Origin of the sequence: uncultured Pedobacter sp. (genome assembly GCF_913776295.1) — a bacterium.
Classification (GTDB): domain Bacteria; phylum Bacteroidota; class Bacteroidia; order Sphingobacteriales; family Sphingobacteriaceae; genus Pedobacter.
In genome coordinates, this window is sequence record NZ_CAJYOJ010000004.1 from 65,023 (window position 1) to 79,105 (window position 14,083).

At 39.0% G+C, this 14,083-nt stretch carries 11 protein-coding genes and 2 tRNA genes; 1 reads left to right on the plus strand and 12 read right to left on the minus strand.

All coding sequences use genetic code 11. The features are described from left to right. The first annotated feature begins 196 nt into the window (after positions 1-196). A complete protein-coding gene (locus QZ738_RS00780) occupies positions 197-856 on the plus strand; it encodes an ATP-binding cassette domain-containing protein (RefSeq protein WP_293783052.1) in 660 nt (219 codons plus the stop codon). Positions 857-1,121: 265 nt separating this feature from the next. Here the strand turns inward: QZ738_RS00780 and QZ738_RS00785 are convergent, their stop codons facing one another. The 12 genes from QZ738_RS00785 to QZ738_RS00840 form a co-directional block, all read right to left on the minus strand. Then, the gene (locus tag QZ738_RS00785) at positions 1,122-1,985 is read right to left on the minus strand and encodes an AMP nucleosidase (RefSeq protein ID WP_293783055.1); all 864 of its coding nucleotides are present in this window, start codon (positions 1,983-1,985) and stop codon (positions 1,122-1,124) included. Positions 1,986-2,064: 79 nt separating this feature from the next. Continuing rightward, complete coding sequence (gene clpX / locus QZ738_RS00790) at positions 2,065-3,303, minus strand: ATP-dependent Clp protease ATP-binding subunit ClpX (RefSeq protein WP_293783058.1); 1,239 nt, start codon at positions 3,301-3,303, stop codon at positions 2,065-2,067. Next, positions 3,287-3,994, minus strand: a complete 708-nt coding sequence (gene clpP / locus QZ738_RS00795; RefSeq protein ID WP_293783061.1) for an ATP-dependent Clp endopeptidase proteolytic subunit ClpP — start codon at positions 3,992-3,994, stop codon at positions 3,287-3,289. The genes clpX and clpP overlap by 17 nt, the downstream gene beginning before the upstream one ends. A gap of 53 nt (positions 3,995-4,047) precedes the next feature. Then, complete coding sequence (locus QZ738_RS00800; RefSeq protein WP_293783064.1) at positions 4,048-4,407, minus strand: four helix bundle protein; 360 nt, start codon at positions 4,405-4,407, stop codon at positions 4,048-4,050. A gap of 82 nt (positions 4,408-4,489) precedes the next feature. Continuing rightward, positions 4,490-5,842 carry a trigger factor gene (gene tig, locus QZ738_RS00805; protein ID WP_293783067.1) on the minus strand — a complete coding sequence of 451 codons (1,353 nt, stop codon included), beginning with the start codon at positions 5,840-5,842 and terminating at the stop codon, positions 4,490-4,492. A gap of 170 nt (positions 5,843-6,012) precedes the next feature. Beyond that, positions 6,013-6,094: transfer RNA gene (locus QZ738_RS00810), tRNA-Leu, on the minus strand. Positions 6,095-6,957: 863 nt separating this feature from the next. Continuing rightward, positions 6,958-7,039 (minus strand) — tRNA-Leu (locus tag QZ738_RS00815). A 140-nt stretch (positions 7,040-7,179) separates the two neighbouring features. Then, positions 7,180-7,482 carry a hypothetical protein gene (locus tag QZ738_RS00820; RefSeq protein ID WP_293783070.1) on the minus strand — a complete coding sequence of 101 codons (303 nt, stop codon included), beginning with the start codon at positions 7,480-7,482 and terminating at the stop codon, positions 7,180-7,182. 54 nt (positions 7,483-7,536) lie between these two features. Next, on the minus strand, positions 7,537-8,340 hold the full coding sequence (locus tag QZ738_RS00825) for a helical backbone metal receptor (RefSeq protein WP_293783073.1): 804 nt from the start codon (positions 8,338-8,340) through the stop codon (positions 7,537-7,539). A gap of 52 nt (positions 8,341-8,392) precedes the next feature. Next, complete coding sequence (locus QZ738_RS00830; protein WP_293783076.1) at positions 8,393-9,076, minus strand: ABC transporter ATP-binding protein; 684 nt, start codon at positions 9,074-9,076, stop codon at positions 8,393-8,395. Positions 9,077-9,165: 89 nt separating this feature from the next. Next, positions 9,166-11,592 (minus strand): ABC transporter permease, encoded by a 2,427-nt coding sequence (locus QZ738_RS00835; RefSeq protein ID WP_293783078.1) that lies wholly within the window; start codon positions 11,590-11,592, stop codon positions 9,166-9,168. A gap of 77 nt (positions 11,593-11,669) precedes the next feature. Further along, positions 11,670-14,063, minus strand: coding sequence for an ABC transporter permease (locus tag QZ738_RS00840; RefSeq protein ID WP_293783081.1), 2,394 nt, complete (start codon positions 14,061-14,063; stop codon positions 11,670-11,672). Positions 14,064-14,083: the final 20 nt, after the last annotated feature.

The window sequence follows — 14,083 nt, forward strand, 5'->3', positions numbered from 1 at the left end:
GGCAACCTGGAATTTATTCTTTATCCATTTTCATCAAACTTATCGGCTGGTCATCTTCTATAGGCATATATTATATGTTTTACCAATCTACCGCCTACTTTTTCAAAAATCAAGGTATAGGACTTAAAAAAATCATTGCAAACTTAGTTTTATATGATTTAATCTTTTTAATCGTAATCTTACTTATATCATTCATATGCAGAGACTTTTTATCGACAGTGTTAATCAATCTTTTGCAGACAGGGCAGTATTAAGCAGCGTTTATCTCAATTGCAATATTGGAGAAGTAGTTGGCTTGCTGGGCAGAAATGGTTCGGGTAAATCTACGCTGCTAAAAATCATTTTTGGAAGTGTAAGAGCCAAATTTAAATACCTGAATATAAATAACAAGGTTTACAGCAAAGGCTATTTATCAAAAAACCTCTCCTACCTGCCGCAAGATAGGTTTATCCCGGATCAGATTAACGTTCTGCAGGCAATCAATCTTTTTTGCAAGAAACACTTCGCCGAATTGCATCAGATTGAATTTGTTGCTAAAAATTTAAAATCAAAGTTCTACGATTTATCAGGCGGCGAATGCAGATTTTTAGAATGCCTGCTCATGATTTATAGTGATGCAGATTATATACTACTAGACGAGCCATTTTCACAGCTCTCACCCTTGCTGGTTGAAGAAATTAAAAGCCATATCCAGCTATTTAAAGCCCATAAAGGCTTCATCATTACGGATCATTTTTACCAATCTATTTTAGATGTTTCTGATAGAATTGTACTGCTTCATAATGGCTGTAATTATAACATCAGGAATGAGGATGATTTGGTATTATACCAGTACTTACCTGAATTTACGCCTTAAATCTAAAGACTGGGTGATGCTGATTCGATAGCCGGCTATTGGATTGATCTCATCAGATTATCGTTTAATAACTGAAGTTAAAAAATCCTGAAACACCCGTCCGCCCGGCCGGGCGGAAGTTCAGGATGATTAACCAAAAATCAATGCGTGATCTGATCAGATAGCTACTCCCAGCCTCAAAATATACTAAAGCCCCTTAAACACCCGTGTGACCGGCCGGGCGGAAGTTTAGAGTGACGATCATTACAGGATAACGTTTTTGTATTTAAAACAACAGATGTTTAACCGTTAGTCCGTTATTGATCAATTGCTTTAATGAATCGATACCGATACGCAAATGCGTTTCCACATATCTTTCGGTTACGGTACTATCACTTTCTGCAGTTTTAACGCCTTCAGGAATCATCGGTTGATCGGAAACCAAAAGCAAAGCACCAGCAGGGATTTTATTCGCAAAGGCCGTGGTAAAAATAGTTGCCGTTTCCATGTCTACTGCCATTGCGCGTAAAGTTTTCAAATACTTTTTAAATTCTTTATCGTGTTCCCAAACCCTACGGTTGGTGGTATAACAGGTTCCTGTCCAATAATCCCGACCATGATCACGTATAGTTGTAGAAATGGCCTTCTGCAGGGCGAAGGCTGGCAAGGCCGGTACTTCTGCAGGCAGATAATCATTTGAGGTACCTTCTCCCCTAATAGCTGCAATAGGTAAAATTAAATCACCCAATTGGTTTTTCTTTTTTAAACCGCCGCATTTACCTAAAAACAATACAGCTTTAGGCTTAATGGCCGTTAGTAAGTCCATCATGGTAGCTGCCAGCGGGCTTCCCATACCAAAGTTGATAATCGTAATACCGTTTGCGGTGACACTTTGCATCGGCTTATCTAAACCCATAATCGGAGCATGATCGTTCCACTCCGAAAACATGCTTACATATTTACTGAAATTGGTCAGCAGGATATAATCGCCGAATTGATCTAACGGCCTGCCAGTATAACGTGGCAACCAGTTTTTAACAATTTCATCTTTTGACTTTAGGCCTGATTTAACCGGACTTTCTACTTCTTTTACTTTTTTCGATTTCTCAACAATTTCCTCGTCTTTTTTTACGTCTTTTTCTTCGTTCATAATAATTAGTTTAGCGCTATGCGCCATGCGCTAAGTGTAATACAAAAAATCCTCCAGCTTTCGCGAGAGGATTTGAACTTTATGCGGCCTGCAGCTTTTTAAAGTCGGCCTTTTCAAATTTCTCTATCGCGTAATCGAGATTGATGTGCAACTCCTTTACGTCAGCCTGTGTCGGTGTATCAAACATCGCATCCAGCATAATTGCTTCACAGATCGACCTTAAACCACGGGCCCCTAATTTATATTCCATTGCTTTATCCACAATAAAATCCAAAACTTCATCGTCAAAAACCAACTTCACATCTTCGTAAGCAAAAAGCTTCACATACTGTTTGATCAATGAGTTTTTAGGCGCTGTTAAAATATTCCTTAACGACGCTTTATCCAATGGATTTAAATGTGAAAGAACCGGTATACGACCAATTAATTCCGGAATTAACCCAAATGATTTTAAATCCTGAGGGGTAATATACTTATAAAGATTTTTAAGATCCAATACCATCTCATCTTTCTTTACTTTGTAACCTACTGCCTGTGTACGTAACCGGTTGGCAATTTTCCGTTCAATCCCATCAAATGCACCCCCACAGATAAAAAGAATATTATTGGTATTTACCGGGATCATTTTCTGATCGGGGTGCTTGCGTCCGCCCTGAGGTGGAACGTTTACGACCGTACCTTCCAGGATTTTCAGTAAGGCCTGTTGAACACCCTCGCCTGATACATCGCGTGTAATGGAAGGATTATCGCTTTTACGTGCTACCTTATCTACCTCATCGATGTACACGATACCGCGTTCGGCAGCAGTTACATCATAATCGGCAGCCTGCAGTAACCGGGTCAAAATACTTTCCACATCTTCACCAACATAACCTGCTTCAGTTAAAACCGTAGCATCGCAGATACAAAATGGTACATGCAAAATTTTAGCGATGGTTTTAGCCAACAAGGTCTTTCCTGTACCCGTTTCGCCCACCAGCATGATATTGGATTTCTCAATCTCAATCTCGTCTTTATCAACCTTTTGATTTAAACGCTTATAGTGGTTATAAACCGCAACAGAGAGTACCTTTTTTGCATCATCCTGACCAATAACATACTGATCCAGATGTTGTTTAATTTCAAGAGGCTTCAATAAGTTGATGGCCTCCTGAATATTTTTTGTGCCTTTAGTGCCTAATTCCTGTGCAAGCAACTGATTGGCCTGGGTAACACATTTATCGCAGATAAATGCATCCATGCCTTCAATCAACATTAATGTTTCATGCTTGCCAGAATGGCAGAATGAGCAACGAGATTCTTTATTTTGTTTCGCCATCTTTTTTTGCGTTTCTCGATAATACTTCATCAACCATACCAAATCCTTTAGCCTCTTCAGCTGTCATCCAGTAATCGCGGTCTGAAGCTTTCTCTACCCAATCATATGCCTGGCCAGAGTGCTCAGAAATAATATCGTATAATTCTTTTTTCAATTTCAGCATCTCTCTTAAGTTGATCTCCATATCAGATGCTACACCTTGCGCACCGCCTGATGGCTGGTGAATCATTACTCTGGAGTGCGGTAACGCAGCACGTTTACCTTTAGCACCCGCCACCAATAAAACAGCACCCATTGATGCCGCCATACCTGTACAGATGGTAGCTACATCCGGCTGAATATATTGCATGGTATCATAAATACCTAAGCCTGCATACACAGACCCGCCTGGAGAGTTAATGTAAATCTGAATATCCCTATCAGCATCTGTTGATTGTAAAAATAATAACTGAGCCTGAATGATATTTGCATTCTGATCATAAATTGCATCACCTAAAAAGATGATACGGTCCATCATTAACCTTGAAAAAACATCCATCTGAGCCACATTTAACTGACGCTCTTCAATAATGTATGGCGTCATGTTCTGAGGGTTCAGATTAGCCTGTGCAATAAATTTATCTACGTGTAAGCCGCCAATTCCCTGATGTTTAACGGCAAATTTTCTGAATTCTTGTGAGTCTATGTTCATGATTATAGAGTTTGGCGTTTTGCGGTGAGCGTTAAGCCTTCCAAAAACACTATTTATTTTAATAAATATTTCCTGAAGTTGGTTAATTTCCGTGCCAATTTATCTAATTCTTCCAGATAATCATTCAACTCTGTGTCAGAAATATATTTTCTCCGTTCTAAAACTACTAAAATATTTGTATTCTCAAACGTAGAACGATGTGCAATATTCAGATAATGAGCGAATTCCTTATTGGAAACCGAACCTGACCCCTCAGCGATATTATTGGATATGCTAAGAGCAGCCCCATTGAGCTGCTCTGCAAATCTGTATTTTTTATCAACTGACAATCGGTCAGCAATATCTAGTAATTTATCAGTTAACTCGATTGATAACTGCCAAACTTCAAGCGATTGAAATTTAAATTGTGCCATAACTAAATATAGCAATAGCACAATCATTTACAAAACAGCTTAGGCACTTTGCTAAACGCTTAGCGCCACACGCTAGCCGCTTTTACTTTTTCTCCACTAGCGCCACAAACTTATCATAATCAATATCTTTTTGCTCCAAAGTCACAACAGATTTGATTTGTTCGAAAGTTTTTAATGCTTTTACTTCTTCGAAAACACGGTTTGCATTTTCTTTTTCCTGTAAAAATTGAACAGCATATTGTGCCAATTGATCTTCAGGAAGCGGGCTTGGGCTATACATTCTGAATTGTGCATCCAATTTAGCTTTAGCTGCCTGAACTACATCCTCATATTTGATTTCAATACTGTTATCTTTGATAATCTTGTTTTCGATCAAAGTCCATTTCAGGTTTTTAGCGAAATCATCATAACCTTCAGCCAATTCTTCGTCTGTTAATTTTTCATTTGTGGCTTTTAACCAACGACGTAAAAATTCGTCAGGCAATTCAAAAGTGTGTTTAGCTAATAATGCTTCATAAATATCGTTAGATAATTTACGTTCTGCATCTTGTTTAAACATGCTTTCTACTTCTTCGGTAATTTTTGCCCTGAAACCAGCTTCGTCAGTTACCGTACCCTCACCAAATAATTTATCAAAAAACTCCTGGTTTAAGTCAGATTCCTCTAAACGATTAACATTTTTGACATGAAGTTTAAAGCTTCCTTGCAAAGCTCCGGCTTCTTCTTCAGTAATATTGAGAACTTTTGCAATTACAGCAGCCTCTTCAAATGCTTTTTGGATATCGATGGTTACTTCATCATCTTTCTTTAAACCAATGAGCGATTTAAGGATTTTTTTATCTTTGATCTGATCTAAACGAACACTTCCGGTACTGGTAATGCCGCCTTCAACAGTGGTACCATCTTCAGCTACCTGGGTTAATTCAGCGTAAAGTACGTCGCCATCAGCTGAAACTTCAGGATTGGTCATTTTACCGTAACTACGACGGATATTTTTGATCCGGCTTTCTAAAGTTTCCTGATCAGCTTTAATTACGTATTCGGTAAATTTATCTTTAGATGAAAGATTCACGTCAAAAGCAGGTGCTAAACCCAATTCATAATCAAACTCGAAATCATCTGTATTATCCCATTTAAATTCGCGTTCATCATCCATTTTAGGAAGTGGTTGACCTAAAATCTCTAATTTTTGCTCAGCGATATAGTTAGATAAGGTATCATTCAACAAGTTGTTCACCTCTTCTACTAAGATACTTTTGCCATACATTTTTTTAATGTGGGCAGCAGGAACCATTCCTTTACGGAAACCAGGTAATTGTGCTTTTTTAGCTTGATCTTTAATGGCTTTCTCTACCTTTCCAGTGTAATCAGCAGGTGCGATCTTGATTTTTACAACAGCATTTAAGTTGCCGGTTTTTTCCTGTGTAATATTCATTTTTTCTGAGATATAGTACGATGTACAGTTAGACGGGAGATATGAGATATGAGATTTTAGAAAAAACCATATATCGCCATAACCGGCACAGTACATCAATTTTTATTAATCAATGTTTTTAAAAACAAAACCGTTCCGATGTAAACATCGGAACGGCCTTTATCTTGTTGTGCGGAAGAAGGGACTCGAACCCCCACGCCGTGAAGCGCCAGATCCTAAGTCTGGTGCGGCTACCAATTACGCCACTTCCGCAGTTAGGATGTTATAAGGACTGCAAAGATAGAAACAAGATTGAATAATCAAAAGGCATCACCCATATTTTAGTGCATATTCTTTAAAATAAATGCTAACTCATTAATTTTTAGAGAGAAAATTTTATAACCAGAAGTCTTTTTTAAGAGTATGAATCTGCTTCAACAAGCCTTGTCCTTTTGTTTATGATATTTTCAGCATGTGAAGACAACAGCGTATAGGAAAATTATAAAGGTTGGTGCCACATCAACTTTTTGTCTAGAATGAGAATATGAAAAAATACCAAACGTTCCTACGGAACGAAACGCCAATTGGCAATTGGCTACCGAGGAGTCGTCGCAAGGGGACGGTCTTTTTCTAAAGGTTGGTGCCACATCAACTTTTTATCTGGAATGAGAATATGAAAAAATATCAAACTTTCCTACGGAACGAAACGCCAATTGGCAATTGGCTACCGAGGAATCGTCCCGAGGGGACGGTCTTTTTCTAAAGGTTGATGCCACATCAACTTTTTGTCTGGAATGAGAATATCAAAACATACCATACGTTCCCACGGAACAAAACGCCAATTGGCTACCGGGGAATCGTCCCGAGGGGATGGCATGCAAAACTTTCAATTTAAAGGTTGGCGTCTTGCTGACCTAGTTTAAATGCATGAAACCAGAGGTTTAGTGCCCTCACCGATCTCCATTTCATGTTTCTTTCACTCCCGGTCATGCATGGTAATTGTTTATAAAAATTTGTTTCAGCCGATGGTAACGGGCAGATAAGATCAATGATCAGATTTGCAAACCAGGTCATCATCATCAATCCTTAACGTCATAAAAAAACCGTCCTGGGTTATCAGAACGGTTTATATATCGTGCGGAAGAAGGGACTCGAACCCCCACGCCGTGAAGCGCCAGATCCTAAGTCTGGTGCGGCTACCAATTACGCCACTTCCGCAGATAGGATGTTTTAAGGATTGCAAAGATAGAAACTTAATTGAATAATCAAATTTTTATCACTTATAAAAATTTATTCACATTGCCTGAGAGACCTTAAAAAAAACACAACTTGCTAATCAAGTCACATTTTCAAATTATCTATAATTTCACCAGTGTTACATCAACCAGTTCCGGTCCACCGTCAATAGGATAACCCTCCACTTTTTTCCCTTTAACCGTAACCTTTTTATCCAAATAAGTATCCAGGTTTACGGTTGCACTTTTTAAAGCGTAAGTTTTATTACCGGCTTTTAATAAATGTGTACCATATTGAAAAGTACTCATTCCCAGTTTTTGAATAGTTCCGCTAGCAGTAACCGAGGTGGTATCTTTTGTATCTTTGATGGAGCTACAGCCTGAAATTACCGCAATAAACAGGGCTAATCCTAATATTTTCTTCATGATGACTTAAACGGTAAAATTTAATTTTATGCTACAATTTAGAAAATTAAAACGCTATGCACCATCAAGTTGTTTTTGGAATTCGAAAAAATACTGAACAGCTTTAACCAGCCTGCTACCATACCAACTGAACATTTCCCCATCAACCAACATCACTTTAGCATCGGGAATGCCTGCCTGGATTTCTTCGATGTGTCTTTCGTTAAAAGGATAAGGCTCTGATGAAAGCAGGATAAGTTCGCAGTTCGAAATTTTCAGCTCCTCCAGTGTTATTTCCGGGTAGCGTTCCTGAGCGATAATGTTGGCCATCCCGTTGGTTGTCAAAACATCATCAATAAAAGTATTTTTTCCAGCGGCCATATAAGGTTTTCGCCAGATGAGATAGGCTACCTTCTTATCAATTTGATTTTGAAGCGCAAGTGTTTTCAGGTCATTAAATCCAGCTGATATCAGGTGATTGAGGTAGCTGGCTTCCGGCTGTCGGTTTACCAGCTCCCCGATCTGCGCTATGGTCTTCATGGCATCATCTAAGGTTAAGATATCACTCATCCATACCGGAAAATATTCGGCCAGTTCTTCTATATCATTCTGTGTATTTTCCTCTTTATTGCCAATAATGAGATCGGGATTTAAATCTTTAATCAGATCGATGTTTAGTTTTTTGGTACCTCCCACCTTCGTCCGTTCTGCAAACTTCTCTATCGGATGGATACAAAATTTGGTTAATCCGATAATTTCTGTATCGAGGCCAAGATCAAACAACAGCTCGGTTTGCGAAGGCACTACAGAAACAATCCGTTTGGGCGGAAAATTAATGGCAACCTCCCGACCCATCTGATCGGTAAACGTTTTTTGCATAGTACAAAGGTAATTAACCCCAGTTAAAAAGGGTTACTACCGGTGGAAATATCTAAGCTTTAACCGCCAAATCTTCTTTTACCACGCCATCGGCAATATGTAATATCCGGTTTCCATACTGCGCGTTCCTTTCTGAATGGGTAACCTGAATAATGGTAATCCCCTCCTCTTCATTCAGCTTTTTAAACAGCGTCATGATTTCTTCTGCCTGCGCCGATTGCAGATTACCTGTTGGCTCATCAGCCAGAATAATAGAGGGTTGTGCAGCCAAGGCCCTGGCAATGCCCACTAACTGTTGCTGACCTCCGGATAACTGATTGGGAAACAAATCCTTTTTAGCCACGATATTAAAACGGTCAAGCAAATCAGCTATCCTGCTGGCTCGCTCGGCGCTGCCTATCTTCTTGTATAATAGAGGGGCTTCAATATTTTCGTACACGGTCATTTCGTCAATTAAATGGTAAGCCTGAAATACAAAACCGATATGGTTTCGGTAAAGCTCAATTCGTTTACGTTCATTTAAACTGGTTACATCTTCGCCCATAAAGTAATAATTACCATAAGTGGGCTCTTCTAACATGCCTATAATGTTAAGCAAGGTAGATTTTCCGGCACCGGATGGCCCCATGATGGAAACAAATTCGCCTTGATTTATGGTAGTGGTGACCAGGCGTAATACATAATTTTTAACGCCTTTGCTGGCGTAGTACTTTTCGATATTGGTAAGTTGTATCATATTTTTTAAGGTTGAGGGTTAAAAGGTTAAAGGTTTGAAGGTTTTGGACAATTTCGCCTTCTACCTAAAAAACTTCTGCCTTCTCGCCGTTATTCATATTTAAGTGCATTCACCGGATCAGTCACAGCGGCCTTTCTTGCCTGTATACTCACCGTAAGGATGGCTATAATTACAGAAATTAATGTAGCAGCAGCAAAAGGCATAAAGGGTACGTCTATGCGGTAAGCAAAGCCTTCGAGCCATTGTTTTATAATGATGTAGGCGATAGGCCAGCTCACTAGGTTGGCCACGATAACCAGAATTAAAAACGATTTGTTAAGCAAACTTATAATCTGGATATTTGATGCACCGAGCACTTTCCTTACTGCAATCTCCTTGGTCTTCCGCTTAGTCACAAATGTAGAAAGCGCAAATAAACCAAGCAATGAAAGGGAAACAGAAACCAGGCTGAACAGGATAATCATGTTCATAAACCGCCTGTTTTCTTCCAGGCTTTTTGAAAAAGCATCATCCATAGAATAGTACTCTATCGGAAAGTTCGGATACAGCATTCTCCACTCCTTTTCAATTTTGCCGATGATCTCTTTAGGTCGCGCCGTATTGAAACGAACCAGTAAATTGTTTGTATTTGAAGTACCTCCAAGTCTGGTTACCTTATAAACCGTTGGCAAAACTGCTTTATCAAAGCCTTCGTTATGATAGTTTTTAATAATGCCAACCACCTGAAAAACATTGTTCTTCCCTTCCCAATCAGTTTTTTGATAGGTCTGCCCGATTAAATTTTTTCCGAATAAATTTGCCGCTGCTTCGTTTAAAACTACAGTATTAACCGTATCGCTTTTATATTCCCGGGAAAAAATCCGGCCTTGCAATACTTTCACACCAAGCGCCGGCAGAGCGTCCATCGTAACGGTAACGGTATTTAACTTTATGGGTTTACCCTTGTATTTAATTTCTTCAGGCACATTAAAACTATTTCCCAACACCTGCGTAGTAGTTGCGACATATTGAATGCCGGGTATTTTCTTCAGCCTATCGGCAAATTTGTCTTCATAACTGGTTTTAATATTGATCAGATTTCCTCTTTCAAAGCCTAAATCCTTGCTACTCATAAACCGGGACTGCATTTCCATTACACCAATGGATATGATAAACGTCACCGAAATGACAAACTGAAAGATAACCAATACGTTACGAAGAACTACGCCTCGCAAACCGTTTTCGTAATTGCCTTTTAAAACAGCTACAGGATTATAATTAGATAAAACCCAGGCCGGGTATAAACCGGCAAGCAAGGTTACAAACACAAACAGTCCTACCAGCTGAGCAATCAGGACCAATAACCTGGCATTGTGCCAAAAACTTAAAGCCACATTAAACTGCTGGTTAAAAGCTGGCAAAACCATTTCAATTAAAACAATACAGAGAAAAAGCGAAATCAGGCTCTGCAACCCCGATTCAACCAAAAACTGAGTGGTCAATTGGCTTTTATAAGAACCCAGTACCTTTTTTACCCCTACTTCCTTGGCCCGCTGAACAGATTGTGCCGTGGCCAGATTGATAAAATTAATGATGGAAACCAGGAGTAAAAATGCCGATATGGCCATTACAGGTTTTAACTTTTCGAACCAGCTCAGGGTATACGGCGGATTGGAATGCACAGTTGCTAACGGGATGACTTTTAAGCCCGGCAACTTTTTAGGTTTTTGCATATCTTCATAATCCTCCTCCTGTCCTTTCAATAAGTTTTTCCTGAAATCGACATATAATTTCTGTAAAGTCTGGTTCAATACCAACGTATCGCTGGCTTTATTCAGTTTAATGAACATCAGGCAATAATTGTTATTGGTCGGTTCATCAGGGTCTTTATCTTTAGTTCCGGTTCTCATAATGGCACTAAAATGAACACTTTGTGGCGTTTTAGGCTCACTGATTATTCCGGTAACCGTTAATACATTGCCTTTATCGTCCCTCCAGCGGATAATTTTTATTGTTTTACCCAAAGCTTTTGTTGTGCCGAAAAGCTTTAAGGCAAGGCTTTCTTTTAAAACGATCGTGTTCTTGTTTTCAAGCGCTTTATCGGCACTGCCCTGAACAAACTGATAATCGAAAACCTTAAAAAAGCTGCTATCCGAATCTTTGATCTTATTCACCATAACCGGATCGGCGTTGTCTGTTTTAACCGAATAACCACTGCCAAAACTCCAGTCGTTATCTACTTTAGTCACTGCAACTGCCTGTGGCAATTTCGTCCTGATCAAATTTGCGATGCGGCTATTTGAAACCTCATTCCAGTGTTCCTTATTATCAGGGGTAAAAAAATCATGTTTTTCTCTGATTTGATAAACATTTTTTAATTCGGGAGACCATTTATCGTAACTCTCTTCATGATTAATATATAAAATCATAAGCACAAAAGCAGTTAAACCAAGTGCCAGTCCGACGATATTGATAGCGGCATATACCTTGTTTTTCCAAAGGTTTCGTAAAGCGATTTTAAGGTTAAGTTTAAACATCTTTTTAAGGTTTAGGGTATGGCGTTTAGCGATGAGCGGGAAAATTACGCTGTACGCTAAGCGCTTACCGCAGGTTATTATTCATATTTAAGTGCATCAATGGTATTTGCCGAGGCCGCTTTATATGAGCGAACACTAACCGTAACCAGTGTAATTGCCATTGATATGGCCATAGCCAATGTAAATGGCCAGATACTGATATCAATTCGATAGGCAAAACCGGCTAACCATTTCGAAACAAAAAGGTAAGCCACGGGCCATGCCACAATGTTGGCAACGAAGACCATAACAAGGAAAGACCCATTCAGCATTTTTACGAGCTCAAGCGTTGAAGCTCCAAGAACTTTGCGGATAGCAACTTCTTTGGTCCTTTGTGTGGCCACAAATGAAATTAATCCGAATAAACCGATAAATGAAATGAAAATAATCACACCGGCAAATATTTTAAACAACACCCCCATAATCTGTTCGCTTTCATAATAACCGTTAATAGTTTCATTTACAAAAGCTGAATCAAAAACCCCATTAGGAAAAGTACTGTTCCATATTTCATCAATCTCTTTCATTGTAGCAGCAATTTGTTTGCTGTCTATTTTAACCGCCACATTCCAATACTCATTTTTTCCGGGAAAAATGGCAATTGCCGAAATCTGCTCGCGTAATGATTGGTCGTTAAAATCTTTTACCACACCCACAATCGGCACGGTATTTCCGCTCGTAACAATCACTTTTCCAATAGCCTCCTGAGGATTAGTAATTGACATTTTCTTTAAAAAGGTTTCGTTAACCACACAGCCATTTGCGGTATCACTCTTACGATATAATTTTCCGGCAATTAATTTTAAATCAAAAACCTTGAAGAAATTTTCATCTGCCCGAATATTCCTTAATTCGAAATCTTTGTTTTTGACACCATTATAGGTAAAATCGCTGGAGTTAATATTACTGGATAATGGCGGCGACTGGCAAAAACTGATGTTGTTAACACCCGAAAGTTTGCTTATCCGCTCTTTAAAAGTGTTGTATTTGATTTTACTTATACTGTCATTAGGGATACCAACCATAGCTACAGCACTGGGATTGAATCCCAGCGATTTTTGCTGCACGTATTCCATCTGCCTGATCACTACCAAAGTTCCGACAATAAGTGTTACTGTAATTGCAAATTGAGCTACCACTAAAATTTTTCGAAGGCTTAACCCTCCCTTATTCAAGGCAATTTTATTTTTTATGGCCAGTGCAGGTTTAAAACCGGAAATAACAAGTGCCGGATAAAAGCCAGCAAGAAAAGAAATGAATATAACCAGTATGGCCATGAATGAAAAAATTGATGGATGACCAAAAAGGCTGAATTCGATCCTGCCCCTGAAAAGATGCTGCATGGTCGGTATGGCGAGTTCAGTAACTACACATGCAATAAGTAAGGCGGCTAAACTGACTACAAAAGTTTCGGTTAAGAACTGATAGATCAGTTGGCTGCGTTTGCTGCCCATTACTTTACGAACCCCAACCTCTTTTGATCGGGTTACTGATTGTGCAGTACTTAAATTAATGAAATTAATACAGGCAGTAATGATCAGGAACAAACCAATTATAGCCAGCCCGTAAATCTGGCTTCTGTTGATGGAACTGTTTGCAAAATTATCGTATTTATCGCTGAAATGAATAGCTCTTAATAACTGTAATTTATTTTCTTGATTACCGGCTATTTTATTAACAGGATAATATTTCTTATTAAAGTTGGCTATTGATTGTTGCAAATCTTCAGCTTTAAGACCTTCTTTTAGCAGCACATAACTACAAAAGGCGGAGTTGACTGAATCCCAGTTACTATTAAACCGACCTTTGTAGGTTTCGTAACTAATTACAATTTTTAAAGGGAAACTACTGTTCTGAGGCATATCCTGAATAATGCCAGCTACTTTCAGGGTAATTTTTTCGCCAAGCCTGATATTATTTCCAATCGCTTCTTTCACGCTACCAAAAAACTTTTTAGCATATTGGGCTGACAGCACCACAGTATTGGGTTCTGCCAGGGCCAGTTCCGGCGCACTGTAGATCCACCTAATATCACTTAAGACATTAAAAAAATCGGGTTGCGCATAATATACAGCCTCCTGACTTTTCATTTTCTCTTTTCCGCTGGCATCGTTTATCTGTAGAAAGGCATTTCTTTTTACAATTGAACCCACTTTTTCAAATCCTGCAATTTCATTCCTGGCGGCTGCAGCAAAAGGTACGGGTACTCCTGAAGAAAAATCTTCGTAGGCGCTATATTTCCAGTCGGTAACTACCCGATAAATCCGATCCTCATTTTTATAACCTTCATCGAAACTGAGCTGAAAACGGATAAAAATGAAAATCAGGATACAGCTTGCCATCCCTATAGATAAGCCAAGAATATTGATCAGCGTATAACCTTTGTTTTTCCAGAGGTTTCGCCAGGCGATTTTGAGGTTGAGTTTGAACATATGGTTTAAGGTTTAGGGTG